This window comes from Paenibacillus plantiphilus, from assembly GCF_927798095.1.
In the GTDB taxonomy this organism is placed as follows: Bacteria; Bacillota; Bacilli; order Paenibacillales; family Paenibacillaceae; genus Paenibacillus_Z; species Paenibacillus_Z plantiphilus.
On sequence record NZ_CAKMMF010000016.1, the window covers coordinates 35,511 to 57,494 of the forward strand.

Annotated in this window: 21 protein-coding genes; 7 read left to right on the top strand and 14 right to left on the bottom strand. The window is 47.9% G+C overall.

The annotated features are described in order from the left end of the window. Positions 1-29: 29 nt before the first annotated feature. Entirely contained in the window at positions 30-653 is a 624-nt protein-coding gene (locus tag L6H65_RS14870; RefSeq protein ID WP_236343390.1) for an SCO family protein, read from the top strand. A 69-nt stretch (positions 654-722) separates the two neighbouring features. Here the strand turns inward: L6H65_RS14870 and L6H65_RS14875 are convergent, their stop codons facing one another. After that, positions 723-1,139, bottom strand: coding sequence for a c-type cytochrome (locus L6H65_RS14875; protein WP_236343391.1), 417 nt, complete (start codon positions 1,137-1,139; stop codon positions 723-725). Positions 1,140-1,454: 315 nt separating this feature from the next. On the opposite strand from L6H65_RS14875, the gene L6H65_RS14880 reads away from it, so the two are divergent. Further along, on the top strand, positions 1,455-1,763 hold the full coding sequence (locus tag L6H65_RS14880) for a hypothetical protein (protein WP_236343392.1): 309 nt from the start codon (positions 1,455-1,457) through the stop codon (positions 1,761-1,763). 178 nt (positions 1,764-1,941) lie between these two features. Here the strand turns inward: L6H65_RS14880 and abc-f are convergent, their stop codons facing one another. From abc-f to L6H65_RS14900, 4 genes are all read right to left on the bottom strand, one after another. Further along, entirely contained in the window at positions 1,942-3,678 is a 1,737-nt protein-coding gene (gene abc-f, locus L6H65_RS14885) for a ribosomal protection-like ABC-F family protein (RefSeq protein ID WP_236343393.1), read from the bottom strand. 459 nt (positions 3,679-4,137) lie between these two features. Further along, positions 4,138-5,313: a MalY/PatB family protein gene (locus L6H65_RS14890; protein ID WP_236343394.1), complete on the bottom strand. Its 1,176-nt coding sequence runs from the start codon at positions 5,311-5,313 to the stop codon at positions 4,138-4,140. A 273-nt stretch (positions 5,314-5,586) separates the two neighbouring features. Next, positions 5,587-5,823 carry a helix-hairpin-helix domain-containing protein gene (locus L6H65_RS14895; RefSeq protein WP_236343464.1) on the bottom strand — a complete coding sequence of 79 codons (237 nt, stop codon included), beginning with the start codon at positions 5,821-5,823 and terminating at the stop codon, positions 5,587-5,589. Positions 5,824-5,850: 27 nt separating this feature from the next. Beyond that, positions 5,851-6,618, bottom strand: a complete 768-nt coding sequence (locus tag L6H65_RS14900) for a nucleoside phosphorylase (protein ID WP_236343395.1) — start codon at positions 6,616-6,618, stop codon at positions 5,851-5,853. Positions 6,619-6,810: 192 nt separating this feature from the next. Here L6H65_RS14900 and L6H65_RS14905 point away from each other — a divergent pair, with 192 nt between their 5' ends. The 5 genes from L6H65_RS14905 to L6H65_RS14925 all read left to right on the top strand — a co-directional run bounded on the left by L6H65_RS14905 (position 6,811) and on the right by L6H65_RS14925 (position 11,726). Then, entirely contained in the window at positions 6,811-8,208 is a 1,398-nt protein-coding gene (locus tag L6H65_RS14905; protein WP_236343396.1) for a spore germination protein, read from the top strand. Positions 8,209-8,239: 31 nt separating this feature from the next. Continuing rightward, entirely contained in the window at positions 8,240-9,415 is a 1,176-nt protein-coding gene (locus L6H65_RS14910; protein WP_236343397.1) for a Ger(x)C family spore germination protein, read from the top strand. A 21-nt stretch (positions 9,416-9,436) separates the two neighbouring features. Next, the gene (locus L6H65_RS14915) at positions 9,437-9,658 is read left to right on the top strand and encodes a hypothetical protein (RefSeq protein ID WP_236343398.1); all 222 of its coding nucleotides are present in this window, start codon (positions 9,437-9,439) and stop codon (positions 9,656-9,658) included. A gap of 20 nt (positions 9,659-9,678) precedes the next feature. Then, positions 9,679-10,767, top strand: a complete 1,089-nt coding sequence (locus tag L6H65_RS14920) for a GerAB/ArcD/ProY family transporter (protein WP_236343399.1) — start codon at positions 9,679-9,681, stop codon at positions 10,765-10,767. Positions 10,768-10,877: 110 nt separating this feature from the next. Beyond that, entirely contained in the window at positions 10,878-11,726 is an 849-nt protein-coding gene (locus L6H65_RS14925) for a DUF2935 domain-containing protein (RefSeq protein ID WP_236343400.1), read from the top strand. On the opposite strand, the gene L6H65_RS14930 is transcribed toward L6H65_RS14925, so the two are convergent. From L6H65_RS14930 to L6H65_RS14970, 9 genes are all read right to left on the bottom strand, one after another. Further along, complete coding sequence (locus L6H65_RS14930; RefSeq protein WP_236343465.1) at positions 11,674-12,627, bottom strand: NAD(P)/FAD-dependent oxidoreductase; 954 nt, start codon at positions 12,625-12,627, stop codon at positions 11,674-11,676. The two genes, L6H65_RS14925 and L6H65_RS14930, sit on opposite strands and share 53 nt — an antisense overlap. A 34-nt stretch (positions 12,628-12,661) precedes the next feature. Continuing rightward, entirely contained in the window at positions 12,662-12,835 is a 174-nt protein-coding gene (locus L6H65_RS14935) for a hypothetical protein (RefSeq protein ID WP_236343401.1), read from the bottom strand. A 152-nt stretch (positions 12,836-12,987) separates the two neighbouring features. Then, on the bottom strand, positions 12,988-13,650 hold the full coding sequence (locus L6H65_RS14940) for an ABC transporter ATP-binding protein (protein ID WP_236343402.1): 663 nt from the start codon (positions 13,648-13,650) through the stop codon (positions 12,988-12,990). A 57-nt stretch (positions 13,651-13,707) separates the two neighbouring features. Next, positions 13,708-16,203: an ABC transporter permease gene (locus tag L6H65_RS14945; protein WP_236343403.1), complete on the bottom strand. Its 2,496-nt coding sequence runs from the start codon at positions 16,201-16,203 to the stop codon at positions 13,708-13,710. Positions 16,204-16,480: 277 nt separating this feature from the next. Beyond that, a complete protein-coding gene (locus L6H65_RS14950) occupies positions 16,481-17,281 on the bottom strand; it encodes a phosphotransferase (protein ID WP_236343404.1) in 801 nt (266 codons plus the stop codon). A 126-nt stretch (positions 17,282-17,407) separates the two neighbouring features. Further along, positions 17,408-18,016, bottom strand: coding sequence for a hypothetical protein (locus L6H65_RS14955; RefSeq protein WP_236343405.1), 609 nt, complete (start codon positions 18,014-18,016; stop codon positions 17,408-17,410). 89 nt (positions 18,017-18,105) lie between these two features. Next, the gene (locus tag L6H65_RS14960) at positions 18,106-19,791 is read right to left on the bottom strand and encodes an ABC transporter ATP-binding protein (protein ID WP_236343406.1); all 1,686 of its coding nucleotides are present in this window, start codon (positions 19,789-19,791) and stop codon (positions 18,106-18,108) included. Continuing rightward, the gene (locus L6H65_RS14965; RefSeq protein ID WP_236343407.1) at positions 19,781-21,547 is read right to left on the bottom strand and encodes an ABC transporter ATP-binding protein; all 1,767 of its coding nucleotides are present in this window, start codon (positions 21,545-21,547) and stop codon (positions 19,781-19,783) included. The genes L6H65_RS14960 and L6H65_RS14965 overlap by 11 nt, the downstream gene beginning before the upstream one ends. Then, the gene (locus tag L6H65_RS14970; protein ID WP_236343408.1) at positions 21,537-21,947 is read right to left on the bottom strand and encodes a hypothetical protein; all 411 of its coding nucleotides are present in this window, start codon (positions 21,945-21,947) and stop codon (positions 21,537-21,539) included. Before L6H65_RS14970 ends, L6H65_RS14965 begins: the two co-directional genes overlap by 11 nt. Between the last annotated feature and the right edge of the window lie 37 nt (positions 21,948-21,984).

Genomic DNA, 21,984 nt, shown 5'->3' on the forward strand with positions numbered 1-21,984 from the left:
ATTCCGCGCCAGAGAGGTGAGATATAACCATGACAAAAGCTCAAAGCGCCGCTAACCGGCGTTGGATCGGCATTGCTCTCCTGTTCGCACTATGCGTAAGCGCCTATGTGCTGTATGATCTATTTTTCAAGGATAAGGGCCTTCCCGTAGTAATGAATTCGCCTTCGTTCTCTCTGCCCGATCTGGAAGGTAACCTAGTCACACAAGACCAATTCGATGGGAAAGTTCGTCTCATGTCGTTTATTTTCACCCGCTGTCCCGATATATGTCCGGCAACTACTGCTAACATGGCAAGGCTCCAATCAACTTTGAAGGAGAAAGGCTGGTTCGGCGACAAAGTCAGCTTTGTTTCCGTAAGCTTTGATCCGTTGAATGATACGCCGGACGTGTTGAATCAATATGCCCAGCGCATGGGCATCGACCGTTCTGGATGGACGTTATTGCGAAGTGATGACGAAGCTCCTGTAATCGATCTGGCCAAAAAATACGGGTTTTCCATTCAACGGATGGACGATGGCTTATACGCTCATTCCGTCACCTCGCTGCTGCTCATCGATAGCGAGCACCGCGTCCGCAATATATATCGAATGGGCGAAGAGATGGACAATGAGCAAATTCTAAGTGATATCGGCGCGCTGCTTGCAGAGCAGTAGCGCCGACGCTTAGTTTCCTGTGGGCAGAATCGCTATGCTGCGCTCTCTTGCACGTTCCCCTTGACTCAGCTACTTCTGAGCAGCCAGCCATGCGGATAATGTCCCGATCTCTTCCGTATCCAATCGATTCTCAAAACCAGGCATGCCGCCCTTCCCCTCCCGAATGATTTGGGAGAGCTGCTCCTCGGTTAGGCGACCGCCTACCGTTTGCAAATTCGGCCCTACCCTGCCTTGAAGCTCGCTTCCATGGCATGATAGGCAGTTTTGTTTATAAACAGGCGGTACAGTAAGCTCGGCCCCGTCAGTCGTGCGCCCCTTGGTGGCTTGGTCATTTCCACAGCCAACCAAGCTGCCGATCACGCATAAGAATAAGATCCATCCCAACCATCGATGCTTCATTTGATATCGTCCCCTTGCCGCAAATTTAAGCGTATCCTGCTCTACCGCTCCCCTCCTATTTTTGCGCAAACCGTACCGTTTGGACATGACTCCTTAGAGCTATAGCAAGCTGTAATTGTGAGAAAACGTTGACACAAGCCATTCATTAAGCCGCAAAAATATTGATGCCATAATAGATTAATGCGCTGTATAATTAAAGCCGTCACAAACCAAGATGAGCTGCAACGCCAGATTAGCCTTAGAAATCAAAGGCCACTGCGACCGGATAAGCACATCAGTCGGAGAAGCCATTGATTGATCAACGGGTATCTTCCGTGCGCTTGCACAATTCCTATGGAACAGGCCCAATCGCCCACTCCAATTACTTCTGCATAAGACTACTGATAAGGAAAGGGTTGCGCAATGATGATGTTGGAGCATGAAGAGGATGATGAGGACGAGGAAACACTTGTGGTTCAAGTGAACTCTTTTTACAACATCGGGAATATTAGCGCCTCCTACTATACGACTCTCGATGTTGTCAGAACCTTCGTGTCCGAGTTTCACATATCTGCTTACCCGACCTTTGTCATCGCAGAGGGAAATCCTTTCAGCAATGAGATGGAGGGAATGCTCAGATACGCCCGATTGGTTTCACCTCATCCCGCAGCCATTACCCGCTTCCTGCAGGACGAAATCTTCAACCACGAGCAGTCGCTGCGCTCACAATAGGATAGGCTGGCTAGGATCGTTGCGCGCCGCACGCAATTCGCGCGGGGTTCCGCTGAATGACAGCGGGCGGCCACAGGCTATGCTCTAAGCCCCATCTCTTAACTTCGGGGGCAGCCAGCATTAAAAATGACGGTCCAAAACATGCATACAAGCATGTCTGGACCGTCATTTGTCTTATCTATTTTTTCAGACCTCTCAATTCCGCCAGCAGCTGCCGGTACCTCTTATCCAGCTCTTCAATGTCGTCATCCGCCTTGCGTATGGATAAGCGGGAAACAACCTCTGCAAGCTCATATTCCAGCACCAGCCGCTTGCTCGCAAGCTCATGATTGGAGGCGACATGGGCTCTACTATCCCCTTTGCCCGCAGAGGCGGAGGACATATCCCGCCTGCCCTCGAAGGCCCCCGCCTCTGTCCACAGCCAGCGTCCCTGTTCAAGCTGCAAAATATGCGTAGCGACCGTTCTGATCAGCCTTCGATCATGCGAGGCAAATACAATCGTGCCAGGATATGCGTTCAATGCCTCTTCCAGCCGTTCCCGGGCAAAAACATCCAAATAATTCGTTGGCTCATCCAGCAGCAACGTATTATAAGATCCAAGAAACAGCATCGCAAGCGCTGCTTTAACCCGTTCGCCGCCGCTAATATCTGCGACTCGCTTAAGGGCATCCTCACCCTTGAACAAGGTTCTCGCCAGAACCGTTCGGATGTGGGACAGCTCATAGTTCGAAGCAGCCCGCACATTGTCCAGCACAGAACGCGAATCATCGAAGAGCTGCAGATCCTGTCGGAAATAGCCTGCTCTGCAGCTTGGCGATTTCGCAACTCCGGCTGCCCCCTCCATCATCATTCTGAGCAGAGTCGTCTTGCCGGAGCCATTGGCTCCGACAATTGCCACCCTCATGCCTGGTTTAATCCCGATACGAATATCATGGAACAGCCTTCGCTCCCCGCAGGCAGCACTCACAGCTTCGAGCCTTATAATATGCTTGCTTCGACAGGGCTCATGCGCATGGGCATCGAATAGCGGAATCTCAGCCTTGCGCGGCTTCTCCTTCACCTCCAGCCTGTCGATGCGCTTCTGAATCGACTGCCCGAACTTGTCGAGCTTGGCCTGCTTCGTGCCACGGGCATCCTGTCCCCATTTGGCCTCCATCGGACTCATATGCTCGGGATTCAGCTTTCTCGATCTGGCGTTCTGCTTAAGCTCGAAGAGCGACTGCTGAAGTCTTGCTTTCTCTGCCGCATATTGCTCATATTCGAATTGCCTTCTGGCAATCTCAGCCGCCTTCTGCTCCTGATAGTCCTTGTAGCCTCCCTGATAGACCGTAAGCTTCCCTTCATCAATCTCCAGAATGGAGGTGCATACCGCGTCCAGCAGATCCCGATCATGGGAAACGAAAACAACCGCTCCATTATAAGCTTTGAATGCCTGCTGGAGCCGGATAATGCCTACCTGGTCAAGATGGCTGGTCGGCTCATCTGCAATAATCAGCTCAGCCCCGCTCCCGAATAATGCGGCAATTCGCCCTCGTGTAATCTCTCCTCCGCTGCTGGTAGCCAGCTCCTTACTGCCAAGCGGCTCATTGGCCCGCCACCGTTTATCCATCTCAAGCTCGCTTTGCGCGGTCATAGCTGCTTCATCCGAATTCAATCCGATGACTGCAGCATCGCCGCGTCCGCCAGTCAATTGCAGCATCTCTGTAAAGGAGCCCCGACGATTCACACTGCCACGGTCAGGCTCCAGCCTTCCGGCTAGCACTGCCAGAAGCGTTGATTTGCCCGCTCCGTTCGCTCCTACAATGCCGACCCGGTCTCCCGCGCCTACCTGCCACCGTTCGGTCTGCTCGAACAGCAGCCGATCTCCGATATATACTTGCAATCCTTCTGCGATCATGCAGGGTATCATCATCATTGCCAAGCCTCCTCAGTTCGAAGTAAAGAATCGATCTGAAGAAGACTACGAGTCCAGCACAAAAAAGAGGGCCAAGTGTCCACCGATCCAATAGGAAGAACTCGTAATCTCACTCCAGAAACATTGCAGAAGAAACTTGACCATCCTATATTCAATCCTTAGAATGGCGTCACAATCTGCTGCGAAATAACCGCTATCTGCGCGTTATTCATCGTTTCGTTAGGGGTAAGATTAGTTCTCCATATTCCTCGGACACCTGTCCCTCTCTATACGTTGATCTTATGCAGTCATTCGTATGACTGTACCTAGTAGTATACGGTCATTCCAATTTATTGGCAAGAGCTGTGCACAGTGCGAAAAAAGTCCAGTACCCGCATGTGGTGGTACACCGACCGCCGTCATGCAGCAAAACACCGCGCGCCGAGAGTTGCGCGCGCGGTACGAAAGTGCAGCGCAGCCTTATGTTGCGGCATTGGCAGCGCGGCAGAATCGTTCCAGCGCCTCCTGCACAATCGAGCGCGGGCAGGCAAGATTGACACGCAGATACCCTTGACCATTCGTGCCGAATACGGAGCCTTCGCTGAAGGCGACCTTGGCCTTATTGAACATCAGGTCCTTCAAGCCCGCAATATCAAGTCCTAAGCCGCGACAGTCGATCCACAGCAAATACGTTCCGTCTGGGCGCATCGGCTTAACCTGAGGCAGATGCTCGTTCAAATATTCGATTGCATAGTCAACATTGCCCTTTATGTAGACGAGCATCTCATCGAGCCATTCCCCGCCTTCGTTATATGCGGCGGTCACAGCATCGATATTGAAATAGTGCATCATATGCAAGCTCAGCGCCTTAAGCCGGTAATCGAATTTCCGTTTCAGCTCTGCATTCGAAATCGCAACGAACGACGACTGCAAGCCCGGCAGATTGAACGTTTTCGTCGGGGCGAGTGTCGTCAGCGTCAGATCGGAAATTTGCTCTGACAGCGATGCGAAGGGAATATGCTTATGCCCGGCAAGCACGACGTCGCAGTGAATTTCATCTGATACGACGATGACGCCGTATTTCAGGCATAGCTCGCCAAGCCGCTCCAGCTCCTCCCGCTCCCAGACACGTCCGCCCGGATTATGCGGGCTGCACAGCAGCATCAGCTTCGCCCCGCCCTGCATCAATTGCTCCAAATTATCATAATCCATCTCGTAGCGTCCATTGTTTATGACGAGTGGACTTATGGCGGTTTCACGGCCATTCATCCGAATGACATCATAGAACGGGTAATAGACCGGCGATTGCAGAATGACTTGTCCATTCGGTTCGCTGAACAACTCAACGGCAAGGCTAAGCGCCGGTACAATTCCCGGTGTATCGGTCAGCCACTTCGGGTCGATGGCCCAGCCATGTCTTCTCGCAAACCAGCCCGTGATCGCGTTCACATAGCCCTCCGTGCGGATTGTGTAGCCGTAGCTGCCTTGCGATGCTCTCGCTACAAGCGCCTCCTTGATCGCAGGCGGACTTTCAAAATCCATATCAGCCACCCACAGCGGCAATATATCCTCGCTGCCAAACAACCGCTCCGACTGATCCCATTTGTATGAATGCGTATTTCTCCGATCCAAAATGCGGTTAAAATCGTATGCCACTCCAAAGTCACTCCATCCTGTGCGATCTGTATTTACATTACTGTTGCCGAATATTGCTCATACAACCCTATTTTATACCATCCCAAGCAGAAAAACGAGGCTGTCCCGGCAGTAGATTGCTTCTACAGGGACAGCCTAAGAGCCCTCGGCCTCCCACAATTGTGAGAAACCAAGGGCTAATCCGGCTTATTAGCAGCGCTCTGTTGACGGCGTTCGCCCGTCCGCAAACGATTGGCCCTTGGCCTGCCAGCTCGCGGAGCATGATGGCGTGTGCTAGTCGTTCGTATTCTTCGCCCCGTCCGCGAACGAGAGCCCTTGGCCTTCTAGCTCGCGGCGAATGATACCCAGCGCTTTGGGGCCAACGCCATGCAGCTTCAGCAGCTCCGCCTCGCTGACCTTCGCAAACTGCTGGAGCCTCGAATATCCGGCCCCGATGAACGCCCGTGTTGCCGGCTTGCCTATCCCTGCTGGAAAATCGTGCTCCGGTAATGCTTCATTCTTGTTCGCCATCACTTTTTCACCCTCCTGTCCAGTTCTCTATAAAAGAATACACGATTCCGCAGACAGCCAAAACAGCTTTTCCCGTACAGAGGCTTGCTGCGTCCAATTTCTTGAATCCCATTCCTCAGCGCTTATATTATCGCCAGCATATAGAAGCTGCGCAAACAGGACCTCTCTAAATTCCGCCGCAGCAAAAAAAGCGGAGCATTCCATCTCTACAGTGGTGCATCCCTCTGCTCGGCGCAGCTCGATTTTGCCCGGGGTAGATCTGTAGAAAGCGTCGGTTGTCCATGTTTTGGACAGCATATATTTAATTTGATGAGCGTTCAGCACACGCTCAATTGCTTCGACCCCTGCGATGCTTGCGGCAGCCTCTCTGCCTGGCGGCAGGTAATGATAGGAAGTCCCTTCATCTCTGACTGCTGTCGTCGGTATAATGATGCGCCCCACTTCGATGCTCCCATCAAGCACACCTGCGCCTCCGCAAGCGATAAACTTCCTTCCCCCTAATGCGATCACTTCCTCCAGAAGTGCTACTGCGCTCGGGGCGCCCAATGTCGGATGAAAGAGCGCTACCCGCTGACCGTTGAACTCGAATTCGTAGACCGGATCCCTCCCCGTTTCCGAGCTAAGCTCTGCCAGTACACGCAGCTTCCCCTGATCCTTCAAACTATCGATTACATCTTTAAAGAAACAAACGACACAATGCTCGGGCATATCTATTGCTTCGATATTGTCAGTCGGATTGTTATTCGCTCTTGCTGCGGGGTCAAATTCCAGTATCGGGTATAGATTGCGAAGCATCCTTCCACCTCTTTCCATTCGCTGTTATTACCTAAATTAAATGATTGATATGGGAAAATCAAGAAAAATATATGGAATTGATGTACATATCACGATAACCAACATCATCTGACAGAAGCCCGGCGGAATCTCTGCGCATGAATATTTCTCACCCCAATCGATAAAGATACTACCAAAAAAGGAAATCCCAACATGGAACTGACAGCATGGTTGAACGATCGGCTTCAAGGACGCCGAGACGTCGTCTCCCAATCAATCGAACAAGGAACATTCATCTGCACCGTCTTTTATTTGACCGGCGGCATCGATCTGGAGATGCTGCAGACCCATGTGCTGAAGCCACTGCTGCAGCCGTATCCCGGGCAGGATGAGGAGCGTCTATCCGATATATTGGACCACCGGTCCTTTTTCCCGACGACCTATTCGCTTACACAATCTCCTGAGGCGGCCTTGGACGGGCTGTTGAACGGGCAGGCGCTGCTGTGCATATCAGGCCAGAGCAAGGGCGTTCTCTTTCCTTTTCAGAAGAAATCACAACGAGCGGTCACCATATCCGAGAACGAGAAAACGATCCGCGGACCGAAGGAATCGTTCGTGGAGAATATTTGGACGAACCTGTCGCTCATCCGCCAGCGCATGAAAAGCGAGAAGCTTCAAGTGGAGGAATTTACGATAGGCAGCGAATCCCGCACGCTTGTGCTGATGTTATATATGGCTGGACGGTGCAGTCCCGACCTGATCTGCACGATCAAAGAAAAGCTGCAAGCAATCCAGACAGAACGGGTAATAGGCAGCAGCTTTCTGGAGGAAGCGCTTGATGACCGATTGTCATCCCCGTTCCCTAAGATGCTGAATACCGAAAGGCCCGACGTTGTCGCTTCCGCCTTGTTCGAGGGACGGGTCTCTTTGCTGACGGACGGCACACCTAGCAATCTGATTGCTCCGGCAACGCTGCTGTCATTCATGCAGTCTGCAGAGGATTATTACCAACGGTATTTTTTCAGCAGCTGGGTGCGTATTCTTCGCTATCTGTTTTTCGCGGTCAGCTTGATTCTGCCTTCCGCTTATGTCGCCATTACGACATTTCACCCGGAGATGCTGCCCTATAATTTGCTGATTTCTATTGCGTCCAGCCGGGACATCGTTCCTTTCCCCGCTATTGTAGAGGCCTATATTATGGAGGTCGCGTTCGAGCTTATGCGGGAGGCCGGCCAGCGCATTCCAACGGTGATCGGTCAGACGATCTCCATAGTCGGAGCCATCGTGATCGGGGATGCCGCGGTGCAGGCAGGAATCGTGAGCGCTCCGATGCTTATTATCGTTGCGCTCACGGGCATTTCCTCCTTTGTCGTTCCGCATTTCTCCCTTACACTAACAGTCCGATTCCTGCGGTTTGTCTTACTGTGCATCTCTGCCATGTTTGGTCTGCTCGGCTTGCTGATCGGCATCATCTTGCTCGCTATCCATCTGGTGTCTCTTGACTCCTTCGGCACGCCGTACTTATCGCCATTCGTCCCTTTCAAACCGAAGCTTATGAGGGATGCTGCAGGCCGCTTTCCCTGGACCCGCTGGATGAGAAGAAGCGAATAACGGATTCACCAAGAAAGAAGGTACAGATAAGGTGCATATCGTCAAACTGACAGCTCGTTTGCTGATGGCCCTATGCCTGGCTTCGATCATGCCAGCTCTGCTGTCAGGCTGCTGGTCGAAGCAAGAATTGAACGACAGATCGTTCGTCTCGACAATGATCATCGATATGAACAAAGAGGGTGAGACAGAGGTTTCTACGTTGTTTCTCCTGCCTAACCGGATTTCGACGGGATTGGAATCGAACGCTCCGGGTCAGAAACCATATGTGCTTGTTACCGGCAAAGGACGGAACGTTGCAGAGGCATTCCATAAGCTCCAACGGGATCTGCCCCGCAATGTTACTTGGGGACAGATGTCGGTTATTATCATCGGCGACCGGTATGCACGAGCCGGACTGGCTCCCCTGTTCGATTTCTTGATCCGCTCTACGGAGTTCAGGCTGCGAGTCAATGTGTTTTATTTCAAGGGCGTCGCTCGCAATCTCTCCAAGCTTGCTCCCATATTCGAACGGTTTCCGACCGAAATCTGGCGTGAGACCACGCATACGAAACGAATTCCACCGATACAGATACGCGATTTGTTATATGCCTATTGGAATAATCTTGGAGATGGCTACATGCCTGAGCTCGTCCTGCGAATGAACAATCTGCTGACCGAGAACAAAAAGATGCCATGGTCAGGGATCGGCGGAGCGGCTTTAATCAAAAATGGAAAAGTAACGGATCGGTTTACAGATGAGGAAACAGAGGGCATTCTTGTTCTAACGAATGATGTCGATGAATTGCTCGTAACAGCACAAATGCCGGACGATGAAGAACTGGTCAGCGCGCGATTAATCGATATCAGACGCAAAGTAAAGGCGGTAAGACGCGGCAATCAGGTCGAGATCCCCATTTCTGTCACAGCGGAAGCGGACCTGGTGTCCATTCATTCCAGCCTTGATCTGAGCAATCCTTCGAATTTAAGGAAGATCGAGAGGGCACTGCAAGAGCGCCTTCAAGAGAAGATACATGCTGCTGTCGATAGAGCCCGGAGACGCCGTGCCGATGTGTTCCAATGGAGCGAATACATTAAATATAAGTACCCGTCCCTCTGGCGGCAATGGTCGGAGCGGCTTCGTGAGAATCTTGTCGAGAACGTGAAGCCCGAGATTGACGTCCGTATACATCTGAGGAACACCGGTGTAAGCCGGTCAAACAAGTCTTAAATGAGGAGGCGACACCAAGCCATGCTGATTCTGATCATCGGTTTCACGGTCGTCGGATATTACCAGGCTGCCTTGCATCGCCGTCTTAAGACGGGCAGACGGGAGAAGAGTCTTGCATACAGCGTTACCGGACTGGCGTTCGTCTATAGCGTGCTCTGCCATTATTCGCCGGTGTGGGTGAATCCCAATAACGCGATCCGTCTTGTATTCGAACCCCTTCAAAGCTGGCTGCTGCAAAATTAAAGGGGGAAGGGGCTTGCGCAATGAAATCGAACGGAACCGTAACCGGACTTCAGCTAGGGGCGCTGACCTTCATTTTTATTTTCTCCACCACAATCGCTTTCTTGATCGGGCCGTTGGTGAAAGCAGCTTCCTTCGACGGCTGGTTATGCATCTTGATCGGTGGAATCGTCGGTACTGCGATTGCGGTATTATCCATACGCTTTGCTTTACGGCGGCCTAACTCGAATCTCGGCGAATACGGCAGAAAAATTGTAGGCAGTCCTGTTCATACATGCATCATGCTGCTGACGGCTTTCTTCTATCTCCATCTGTCTGCTTATATTTTGCGGGAGTTTACCGATTTCTTCGTGCCGTCTTATTTGCGCCAGACGCCGACGCTTGCGGTAGCGGTACTGGTCATGTCGGTGGTCGTGGCGTTGACACAGTCGGGCATATCCGCCTTGTTCAGATTTGCTCAGGGCTGCTTTATATTCATTGGGCTGTTCTTCTTGCTGAAGCCGCTATTCTTTGTTTCGGCTCTCGATACGCCGATATGGCATGAGATTGCACGCGTTCACAATTGGAAATCACTGTGGACCCAAACCTATACGATCATCCCTTGGTACGGGGAGCTGATCATGCTGTGCTATGTCGTTCCGCACTTCACCTCCAAGCAAAAAACGTCCAGAGTACTTTGGATTAGCTCCATGCTGGGAACTTACATTCTGATCGTTGAGTTTCTGCTAATTGTGCTGTTCTTCGGGCCGGAGCTCGCGGGCACACTCATCTATCCGGCGCTTGATTTGACTGGCTTCATTCATTTCGGCGATTTCCTGTACAATCTGGACGCCTTGATCGTCTCCATCTGGTTCATGGGATTTTTCGTGAAGCTGTGCGCAATATTCGCCATAGGCACACTAATTTTCTCAGAGGCGCTGTCCATAAAAAATTATCAGCCTCTGACCGCTCCGCTGGCTGCGGTTGTTGTTGCGATCTCAATCGTCATGTCGAGGAATCCGGAGGAGCTGGCAAGTTTCTTCAACAGCAGCTGGTCCACCTTCGCGTTGGCTCTGGAAAGCTTGACACTTCTCTACCCGCTTGTCGCATGGGCGAGAGGGATTAGAGCCTGAATGCTGGTCATCAGGCCATCCCGTATCCGGTCATCCCTTCGTCTATTGGACTGCCTTGCAATCATACACTAGGTGAAACGATTCTTTGTCTGCAGGGAGGGCTTTCATCTATGGAACAAGCCGCAGGTGGATGCATAACGGTTCGGGAGGAGCATTTGTTCTGGCTCGAAGTGCTGGAGGATCACGCGCATTTTCTTCGGGATTATCTATCCCCGGTGGAGACGAGATGGTGGCATGAAGCAGAACGATTCATCGAACGGTTCCGCGCAGCGATTGGGCAAGCTGCTGCGCTCCCGCTCTATGATGAAGCAAATTCGGAGAAAATGACAGCATTTGCCCGTAGTGTGTATCCGCTTGCGGACGCCTATTGCAATCTTGAAGGACATATGCAGCATTTGCGGCTATGGAATCTCGTCAACCTTAATCTGACCCCGTCTTACTTTAACGGCACGATTAATGAGAATCGAGAGTATTTGCGCCAGCTATCCTACTTGATGAAGGGGATCCCTGCCAAGCCGCTGACGCTGACGCAATTGCTTGATTTGTGGCTGGAAGATCAGGTCGGCCATGCTGTGCTGCTGCAAGGCTTGCTCGATCCTGTAGAGCGGACGCTTGGCGCCGAAGCGGATAAATATGCAACGTTATTCTCGTCGTACATGGTCAAAAACCGTGCCATGCAAGGCTACCTGCGGTTTACGCCTCCCGGATTTCCAGCAGAAATCCAGTTCGCCACGGAAGTGCTCGGAACGACGAAGGCATTCTATGATTTCGTGCAGCGGGTTGTTCTTCAGTACTGCCAAGCCCAGCTGCTGTCGAAAGCGACTCTCCGTTTTCTGGAGCATCATTTTCCGGAATCCTGCTATTTCATGCGCAAGCTGGCAGCGTTCATCCCTGGCTCGCCTTCATTCACGGATTGCCCGTTGACCCGCCGCCCATTGAATCACCCTTCGTCCGGTTAGTCCAGGCCTCTCCCAGCAGCTCGCCATTAATACTCATACCTGCCAACGCGCCCATAGAGGCAGCTGTAATTACCTGATACATCTCCGTTGCCGCATCTCCGGCACTATAGATGCCCGGCACATTTGTTTTCCCGAAGCCATCGACGACGACAGTTCCTGACTCCGTGACCTCGCAGCCTAATGCTTGCGGCAAGTCTGAGCCGGCAGCAAGCTTCGGCGCGAAGAAAATCCCTGTGCACGGGATGATTGTGCCGTCGTCAAGAACAACCCGCTCCACCATGCCATCATTGGACTCGATACGGCGGATCGGCGAATCTAATGCAGGAACGTCATGTTGCCTTAGTTCCTCGCGCTGTTCATCGGTCCATTCATCGGGTCCATCGGTGCAGATTGTATATTGACTGGTCCATCCGGTCAGCATTTTGGCTAAGTGCAGCGCCCGCGCTCCCTTGACAATCAAGACGAGCGGCTGGTCTCTTAATTCCCATCCATCGCAGTAAGGACAGACAAAGGCGCTCGTACCATATACATCTGCCAGCCCGTTAATATTCAGAGGAAGGTCCCTCATTCCTGCTGCGAAAAGCAGCTTTTTGCACCGGTAGGCCGTTCCTTGTGCGGTCGTAATTTGAAAATCACCATCGCCTCCCGTGACCGCCACAGCCGTATCCTCCACAAAATGGACGGAGGGATACGCATGAATCTGCTCCCTCGCAATGCGCCGAAATTCGCTCGGCTTAATGCCGTCCCGAGTAAGAAAACCGTGAGACTCGCGAGTCACCCGATTGCGCGGACGTCCTTCATCAATGACCACTACGCTTTTTCTCGCCCTGCCCAGCACAAGAGCTGCATTCAGACCAGCTGGTCCGCCGCCAATAATCCCCACATCGATAAACTGCTTCATCATAATCACCTTCCTGGATCTTTAGTATCTATAATTAATTTTCAAAAATGCACAAGGAAGTAATCCAACCATGCATTACTTCTTGTGAATTGAGATACATCTGCTCTTCAGCGCCATACATCACCTTCTTGACCAAACATTCCTTATCGCCTGGTTGGTTGGAGGAATGGGCCTCCGAACCCTCCGCTTCAAAAAGCATGCCATGCATAACCCCGTACTCTTGGAAAATTGCATGAGCATCGCCTCCCTTCGACACGATTAACGCATATTACAGATCTATAATGTCTATTATAGATAAATAGAGTCCATAATTCAAGCAAAGACCATTCCGCGAAGAATGGCCTTCTAAACAACCGTACATCATGCTAAACAGAGTCCGCCAAGATCGGAAGAATCCTCACATATCTCTCCATCCTTCAAATTGACGATCCTATTTCCATAAGCGGTCGATTCTTTTGAATGGGTTACCATAATGACGGTCTTATTCTTTGTTCTATTGATATCTCTCAGCAGCTCCAGAATACCAGTGCCTGTCTTACTGTCAAGATTACCTATGGGCTCATCAGCCAAAATAATGTCCGGATCATTGATTAAGGCTCTTGCAATGGAAGTTCTCTGCTGCTGGCCGCCTGATAGTTCTCTAGGCGTGTGATGCCTTCGATCGCTCAACCCCACAATCTCCAGCAACTGGTCTACTTTCTTTATATAATCCTTTCTTTTCTTGCCATCCAGTAAAACCGGAAGTAGAATATTCTCTTCCACATTCAAATTCGGAATCAGATTGTAAAACTGGAATATGAACCCTACATCTTTTCTTCTCATTTTACTTTCTGTAGAATCATTCATGCTTGAAAGCTTGTTGCCATTAATCGCAATGGCACCCGACGTGATTTTATCCAGCCCGCCCATCAAATACAGAAGTGTACTTTTACCCGAGCCTGACGGTCCCATGATTGAAATAAATTCCCCTTTATTAACTTTCATGCTGACGTTTTTCAAAATATCAACAACTTGATTGCCCATCTTAAAACTCTTATACAGATCTTTTATTTCCAACACACATGTGCTCATCGTTTTCTCCTATTCATATTTAATAGTTTCCATAATACTCAACTTGTTTGACTTCAGGACAGGGATGAAGGAAGTCAACATCATGATTACGATGCTCATCCCGGTTAGAACAACAAATGTTGATATTGAATAGTACATGATGATGGAGCCGTACATAAAGCTCAGCATAAACGGTACAATTTCAATTAATGCAACAGCGCCGATCAAGCCGATTAATACTCCAAAAATCCCGATGAACGTCGACTCCGTGACAAGCATTTTCTTGAGTTGACTTTTGCTCATTCCAATGGAGCGATAAATGCCAAGAAACCTCTTCCTTTCAATAAAACTTACAATCAGGTTATTTACAATTCCTACAACACCAATTAATACTGCCAACAGCGAGTAGGCGATAATAATATCGAACATGCCGCCGATGAATCCTTTATTAATGTCCTTTAACTCCTGCATCGTTCTGATCACTAATATATCCTTTAAGAACGTTCTTTTGATATCGTTGTATACTTGATTGACGTCTCCCTCTGTTTGGATATAGGTATCGGTATAATACTTCAGGCCGGAATCATTGCTCATATTCTCTGCAGAAATGAAAACCATGTTCCCTGTGTTGAACGAACTGTCAATAGAGCCCGTGATCGTATATTCGCCCTGTTTTCCCTTAAAGTCCAGAACCAGCTGATCCCCTATGTTCAGGCTGAGTTTTGACATCAAAATATCGGTAACAACTACGTTTCTCCCGCTGTTCAATTGGCTGATTGCCTTGACATCATCGTCCCTCAAATTGGCTTTCACATAATTAAAATAGTCAATCCCTCCGATTCCGTACACTCTGTTCAAATAATATTGTTTGTTGGAAATCTGGACATTTTCCATTTCAAAGGTGTTGTTACTGCCTTCTACACCTGAAACTTGATTGAGCTGTTCAACAAAGCTCGTATCCGCTTGACTGTGTGACAATTTAATATCGTATCCATGGTACTTCTCGTAGGAGTTCTCAATATCCCTGCTCATGGAACTGGAAATGGTAAAAATCAAAAAGATGCCTGCAATGGACACAGCAATAAGCTTGATGTTGTTTAAAAAGCTTTTATTGTTATCAATGTTTTTAATTGCAATGGACATCTCGTTACTAAACAAATTTGTGCTTACAAGCAGCTTAATCAATATTCTGACAGCCATCGGAACGATGAGAATTAAGGAAATCAACAGAGTCACCATACATACGATGTCCAGAATGAAAGAAAACAGATTGGTTTGTAACAGTCTTGGTACGATTAAGGATGCGGCGAACAGCAGGACTCCGACTACAGCACCTGCTCCTCTTCTCTCTCCTGCTTTAGAATAGCTGTTTAGGATGATGTCCTTAATCGGCATTCTCGTCGTTTTGACAATAGGAATGACTGCACTAATTACTGCGAGTACGATAGCAAAGACAACGGTGTATAAAAGCTGACTCGCAGTGAAGCTTAATTTGATGTCCTGCCCGCTAGTCAAATGGGGTAAATAGACGAATGCCATAAAATATAATGCGATGATTCCCAGCATACAACCAACAATTCCGCCTGCTAATCCCAAGAAAACACTTTCTAATAGAAGCAGCGAATTGATTCTTTTTCTAGTACTACCAATACTTCTAAAGGTTCCTATGACAGGAAGCCTTTCAATGACGATGATATTAAATGACGTATACACAATAAACACGCTCATAAACATGGCCAGTATGGACACAATCATGAATGGGAGCGATACACTTGAAACGGACTGTGCCAGCTCTGCCTGATTCACCGCTTCTTTAACATCGCTATCAGGGTATGCCTCCCCTAGTGAAGTCAACATTTCCGCCAACTGGGAAGAATTCTTTAATTTAATATAGACGGCATTCATGGCTCCATTCGCATCATAAAGCTTGTCAAGTGTACGCTTCGGAACGATGGCGACCGTGCCCTGACTTTCATTGGAAAAGTAGCCTTTTTGATGCGAGATGGCTGCAACGGTGAAGTCTGTCTTCTGATCCGAGACTTCAAGCTCCATGATGCTTCCGACAGCTAGACCGTATCTTTCGGCTATGTACGTACTGATAATGATTAGGTTGCCTTCGAAATTGTTAAGCTCTCTTTCCTGATCGATGCTCAGCGGATTATAGGTATGGAGATCTTCAATGTCAATTCCCATCACTTTGATATAATTCATATCCTCTACATTGGGTGCATATAGAATCATTCCCTCCAATGTACCCACTGCATACTCCAACCGGTCCTTGTCATTTTCTAATGGGGCCATCTCCACATATCTTGAAACGGCAGCATCATTGTTAGGTCTAATAACAATGTCAGAATTCCCTGCAAATTGCCTGACACGATCCTTCATCATTTCCTTGCTTGTCGTTGATATGGCGCTTGTAGCGAAAAACAAACCTGCCGAAACTGCAATAGCGACGATAACTAGAAGTGTTCGGAACTTTTTTTCAGCTATATTCCTTAATAAATACTTCAAAAAAATACCCATTTTTTTGGCCCTCTCCTTAATCGAATAAGCTGACTTGCTGCTGGATGGCAGGCTAAAGTACCAAAAACGGTAAATATGCAATTTATAACCATCTGGGATATAATATACCATAGATTTACATTTGCAGTCTATCGTATCTTCGCAAAATGTCATTCAGTCTCATCGCTTAAGACGATGTGCGGTCGACCGACCGCCGTCATGCAGCAAAACACCGCGCGCTGGGAGCAGCGCGCGGTGCGAAATGAACTAATATATCCTAATCGCGCAAGATTCGATTCTACATCCATTCTTCGCAATGATCGGTTACGAATCGAATCTCGCTCTCATAGTGTGCCAAGTGTCCCTCATCAACCATTTTTTGAAAAGCAGCATTTCCGTCGGCAGCGCCATTTCTCAACGTATCGCACAGTGTAGTCAATCGTTGAATAATCCACTGACGCAGTTCATTAGGGATAGGAGTTCCATACATTTCAAAAAACAAATGAATTCGCCGACGGCGCTCTGCAGCGTGAATATCCGATTGGTACGCTACTGTAGTTCCCGTGGAATGCTCAGGTGCAAAACTCGCAAGCGGAACCGATGTGTAAAGGGAGTACGCAATGTCCCACATGCGCGGACCGGGGCCTGCCATGTCAAAATCAATCAGCGCCACAGGAGCCTCCTCTTGAAAAACCACATTGTACAACGCAGCGTCATTATGACAGATCACTTCATGCTGACCAACGTCGGCATAGCTAAGCTGCCATCTGCCCTCCGTTATGAGCGCGAATCCTTCAGTTGCATCATGGAAACGGCGCAAAAGACGGGCTAAACCGGCAAGCGCTTCATCCGACCACATGTAAGGCTCAAGCTCAGGGTAACCGTTTCCTGGAACTTCCCCAGCGACGAATGTTAATACTTCACGATCAGTGCCGTCGATTCCGAGAAATCTTGGCGCTCCCTCAAAGCCCTGCTTCTCCAAATGCTTGAGCAGTTCATGAACACACGGACTCCAATAACCTGTAGGGCGGAGAACGGTGTCTGCCCTGCGGACAATATGATTCACATTACCGCCTTCCAACACCTCTTCATGAGTCACTATGCCTCATCCCTTTTCTCTTTTCAGCGTGTTATAGATCTCTACAGACTATATGAAACGGACAAAGGAGCGGAGCAGGAAGAATGAACCTGTAGAAGCGTCAGCGTTCGCCTTTGTTCCCGGATTTCAACCTCTTTTACGAACGAACCCATAAGCGATCGCCCCGGCTGCAGCCGCAATGACGATAATTAGAATAACCGTCCATCTACTCGAAGCATCGTCCGTCTCAGCTATTGCCGTGTTGTCTGCGGCTTGATCATCTGCGGCATGATCATCTGCTTTACCGCTGCCGTTTGAAGGCATTTCAGCGGGAGCCGTTTCATAATCCAACGCAATTTCCTTATCCTTCAAAAAAGCAAGCTGCTCTGACGCATCGGCAATTTTCACCGTCGGCGCGCACAAAGGATTTTCCCAGCCCCCATCTTTCTTGTTAAGAAAGAAAAGATATTGCTGGCCTACTTCACTGGGTCCATTTAGCGCGCCCCATGTCATGTCCTCATCGATCGAAATATTTTGTTTATCGACGCCTTTATAGCTTTTGCTGACCGTTAGCTTGGCTTCATGGCGGTCATCATGCCGGGACACCTCGTCCACCTTGCCTACAATAATTCCATCATATCTCTCGTATGCTTTGTCGACCGACGGTAATTCCACACAAGATAGGGCGTAGGTAGTTGCAGCATGCATTGGACTGAGCAGCAGGAGGGCAAATGCAAGCCCTATTATTTTCTTCATGATGAGCGTCATCTCCTTTGTAACAAAAGACGACATTAACGCCCTCCAAGGTTGCATCTATTTGTTTAACTGAGAAGTTGTTCTAGCTTTTAACTCGACAATGAGTAGGGTTGACTTTCCTCCAACACAATCTTCCGATCACATAAGCTTATCGATGAGGCGCGGTGTGCAACAACGATAATCGTTTTATCTTTTGGTATACTGTTGATTGCATCATGTATAATGCTCTCGCTGTATTGATCGAGCGCGCTTGTAGCTTCATCGAAAATAAATATATCCACTTCACGCAGAAACAGTCTGGCCAAAATGAGCCGTTGCCGTTGGCCTCCCGATAGCTTTACGCCGCGTTCGCCAATAATAGTGTCAAACCCATCTTCCAGATTGTTTATATAATCGTAGATATACGCTTTTTTGCATGCTGCAACCAGCTCCTCGAAGGTCGCATTTCCTTTGCCAAAAAGCAAATTTTCAGCGATAGTAGTATTGAATAGCGAATTGTCCTGCATGACAAACCCTATTGTCGCATGTAATTCGAAAATATTGGCATCAGCCAAATCAACCCCTGCGAAGAGCACTTTCCCGTCCGTCGGCTGTACCAATCCAGTCATCAGCTTAAGTATCGTCGTTTTTCCGCTGCCGCTTTTTCCTGTAATAGCTACCCGTTCACCTTTGTTTACCTGAAAACTCAAACGATTGATGACAGCCCTCTCGCTGTTCGGGTATCGGAAGCTTACATCGTCAAATGTGATCGTAGTAGAGCCATCGAATACAAAATCGCTCTTCTTCGTATGTATCTCCACTGTGTCCAGTTCTTCCATAACCCGGTTTATATAGGGCATTTGCGTTTGAAGATCCGCGTCTGTTGTCGATACGGTATTGATTGCGGTAGAGAACATTCCGTAATACATGGAAAATACCAATAAGTCGCTGATCTTGAATCCTTCGTATATAATCAAAAGACCTCCTAGAAAATATAGACCGAACTTCATGAAAAATTCATCTCGTATTTTAGGGAGAATCAATGCGCGCATCGTCCAATAATTGATCCATTTGGCATAATAAAGCGCATATTTGCGAATAAATCCGACGAAACGAATTTCCTGGTTCTTCTCCAGATTCAACGCCTTAATTTCTTTCCATCCCTGAATGCTGGCGTGAAGCCAGGTAGACATTTTCTGGTCGTTCTCCCTCTGCTCATTATTCAGAATCATTTCTCTTTTACTGAGCAGATGATCAACAATAAAGGTGGTAGGAATAGCCAGCAGAGAAAAGAGCGCCAACCGCCATTCAATCAAAAACAGCAGCACTAAAGAAATAATTAGCGTAATATACGAAATGATATATTCTATCGTTTGAGAACTGGCGAAAGGCAATATGGCGTTCACATCGTCTTCAAAGCGCATTTTAGTGTCTCCAACCGACTTCCTCTCATATTCGGAAAAATCCTGCTTGAATAGCCTCCTCCAAATTTTCAGCTTCAAACGGTAATTAACCCGGTTTACAATTCGGTTGTTCCCGTAGTTCTTTATATAGTCAATTAGTATAGTTATGGCGTGGATGGACAAGTAGCCGATAATGACAGTGCCTAATACGGTAATCTTTCCTTGCAGAATAACCTGTTCAATAAATATTTTATAGAAGTAAGGAAGAATAAAATTCAGCCCGATTGCAATCAAGCTGAGAATCAAATTAATAAAGATAAACCGCTTTACGCCCGAAACCAGCGGCTTCAACTTCAACAAAACCATCAACCTGTATTTATTTTTAGTTAGCAACGCTTTGCTCCTCCCCCCTTGCATCTTTTAAAGCAAAGAGGCTTCTGAAAATATCGCTCTTCTTAGCCAGTTCACTTGGAACCCCTGCCTCGTCCAAACGCCCGTTGTCGATAATGGCCATCTTCTCACACAGCATGACCGAACTTTGATTATGCGCGATTATTATCGCTGTTCGCCCGGCCAGCATCTGACTCCACGTTTGATGAATTTGCTCCTCCGTTTCACGATCCAGTGCCGATGTCGCTTCATCAAAAATAATAATTTTCGGGTCTTTCAAATAAATCCGGGCGATAGCAATACGCTGCTTTTGTCCTCCAGACAAGCCGATGCCACTTTTTCCGATAATCGTATCTATCCCGTCCTGCAATGTTGTTAACAACTCGCCCAGCCCTGCACGCTCGCAAGCGGCAATAACTTCTTCATCTGTGGCATTTTTTTTGCCGAGCAGCAAATTTTCTTTGACGCTTCCATCAAAAACAAGTATATCCTGCTGTACAATACCAATATTCTGGCGGATTGATTTCAACGAGCACTCCGACAGCTTTTGTCCATCAATTTCAATTTCTCCATGTTGAGGGAGATAGAATCCGATTAGCATGTAAGCAAGCGTCGTCTTCCCCGAGCCGCTTTTGCCGCAAAGCGCAAAACGCTCTCCTCCTTGAATATCAAGGGTCACTCCCTTTAGAACCTGATTTCTCTGATTATAGGCAAACTCAACATCGCGGAAGGTTATATCTCCGTTTGTAACACGCAATTCCTCTGTTCCCTTCCACTCCTTTTCAGTCGGCGAATGCATGAAATCATAAATCCGCTGTATCGACGAAATTCTGTTTTGCGCCTCCAAATAAATTTCGCTCAAAAAACGGACTCTCTCCGTTATTCCCGTAAAATAAGCTAGAATGACGGTCAGTATACCAATCGTCATATTATTTTTAAAGGCCATGTACGCACATAAACTGAATATAGAAAGATGCATCATTAAATTAACGGTCGTAATAATATTTTGAGACGTCAGGCTCAGCAATCCGTTTTTTATGCCTAGTCGATATAGCTCCTTTTGCTGCCTGATGAACGACTTGTTGACTCTGTTTTTTGCCCCGAGCATACGAATATCCCGTATTCCTGAAAACATTTCAAAGAGCCAACCGTTGTAAGCATCGTATCTCACCCTTTTTTCATCCGAATAGTTCCTTACTTTTCTACCGAATTTTGAAGTGATATAAATCGAAATCGGAACCGATACAAGCATCAACAGCCCAAACTGCCAACCAATGACCAGAATATAAGCAATATAAACGATTAGCGACAGCAAATTATTTATAGTATGAATGATGTTTCGAATGACAAATACCATACACTCGTTGCTGTAAGATTGAATAATATTGATGATGTCGCCGGTTTTGGCATCCGACATGTAGTTGGCTTGAGCCGCTTGCATCGCTTTGTATACATCTTTCTTAATATCAAACGTAAACATGATCTCCAGATAAGCATATTGAGCCTGGCAAAAAAAATGAATGACACATGCAAATAGCAGCATGATAACAAATGACAGGCTAATCTTTAAAAAAACATCGATATTATTGTAATAAACAATCTCATCAATCATGACCGCAAACATAATAGGGGTGAAAATTTTCAGTAATGCGTCAAACAGCCAACCGAAGTAAAATAAGATGTAGTTTTTCTTATGCATTGCAATATACTTGAATAAAAACTTAATTGTTGTATAGTAATTCAGCTTTTCAGTTGCCATTAACTTTCCCGCCTTTTAAGAAAACCCTTTCAAAAAGGGTTGTCTCGCCTATAGGAACATCAACTTTCACATGACCCAAGTCCGACTCACTCCCGCTTCCCTCGACGTATAGGATGGTATTCCCGGCATCGTACTGAACCTCACTTGTCATTTGCATAGGGTATACTTTCTCATTTCTGTTCGTATATACGTATACTTTACTTGGCATGTTGGCAATTTCATGATCGCTGATAACTATAGTCTGATTGTTCATCACCCCATCATATGTGTTTATAACGTTTAATTTGGTTGACATCGTTAGAACAAACAAGGAAAGCACCGCCAGCGCAACAAACCCTATAAAAGGAAGCGGGTTTTGGGCTGTAAATCTCACATACAAATTAGCTGTTTTTTTGTTCATATTTCCCACCTGTCTCTCGTTATAGGCTAAATTTCTT

Bases quoted from the DNA above. Each gene is read 5' to 3' on its own strand.
- L6H65_RS14895 (WP_236343464.1), bottom strand. From the start codon at position 5,823: ATGGCGAACAAGAATGAAGCATTACCGGAGCACGATTTTCCAGCAGGG.
- L6H65_RS14945 (WP_236343403.1), bottom strand. From the start codon at position 16,203: ATGGGTATTTTTTTGAAGTATTTATTAAGGAATATAGCTGAAAAAAAG.
- L6H65_RS14940 (WP_236343402.1), bottom strand. From the start codon at position 13,650: ATGGGCAATCAAGTTGTTGATATTTTGAAAAACGTCAGCATGAAAGTT.
- L6H65_RS14900 (WP_236343395.1), bottom strand. From the start codon at position 6,618: ATGCTTCGCAATCTATACCCGATACTGGAATTTGACCCCGCAGCAAGA.
- L6H65_RS14880 (WP_236343392.1), top strand. From the start codon at position 1,455: ATGATGATGTTGGAGCATGAAGAGGATGATGAGGACGAGGAAACACTT.
- L6H65_RS14915 (WP_236343398.1), top strand. From the start codon at position 9,437: ATGCTGATTCTGATCATCGGTTTCACGGTCGTCGGATATTACCAGGCT.
- L6H65_RS14870 (WP_236343390.1), top strand. From the start codon at position 30: ATGACAAAAGCTCAAAGCGCCGCTAACCGGCGTTGGATCGGCATTGCT.
- L6H65_RS14920 (WP_236343399.1), top strand. From the start codon at position 9,679: ATGAAATCGAACGGAACCGTAACCGGACTTCAGCTAGGGGCGCTGACC.
- L6H65_RS14955 (WP_236343405.1), bottom strand. From the start codon at position 18,016: ATGAAGAAAATAATAGGGCTTGCATTTGCCCTCCTGCTGCTCAGTCCA.
- L6H65_RS14970 (WP_236343408.1), bottom strand. From the start codon at position 21,947: ATGAACAAAAAAACAGCTAATTTGTATGTGAGATTTACAGCCCAAAAC.
- L6H65_RS14965 (WP_236343407.1), bottom strand. From the start codon at position 21,547: ATGGCAACTGAAAAGCTGAATTACTATACAACAATTAAGTTTTTATTC.
- L6H65_RS14905 (WP_236343396.1), top strand. From the start codon at position 6,811: ATGGAACTGACAGCATGGTTGAACGATCGGCTTCAAGGACGCCGAGAC.
- L6H65_RS14925 (WP_236343400.1), top strand. From the start codon at position 10,878: ATGGAACAAGCCGCAGGTGGATGCATAACGGTTCGGGAGGAGCATTTG.
- L6H65_RS14930 (WP_236343465.1), bottom strand. From the start codon at position 12,627: ATGAAGCAGTTTATCGATGTGGGGATTATTGGCGGCGGACCAGCTGGT.
- L6H65_RS14935 (WP_236343401.1), bottom strand. From the start codon at position 12,835: ATGCATGGCATGCTTTTTGAAGCGGAGGGTTCGGAGGCCCATTCCTCC.
- L6H65_RS14875 (WP_236343391.1), bottom strand. From the start codon at position 1,139: ATGTCCAAACGGTACGGTTTGCGCAAAAATAGGAGGGGAGCGGTAGAG.
- abc-f (WP_236343393.1), bottom strand. From the start codon at position 3,678: ATGATGATGATACCCTGCATGATCGCAGAAGGATTGCAAGTATATATC.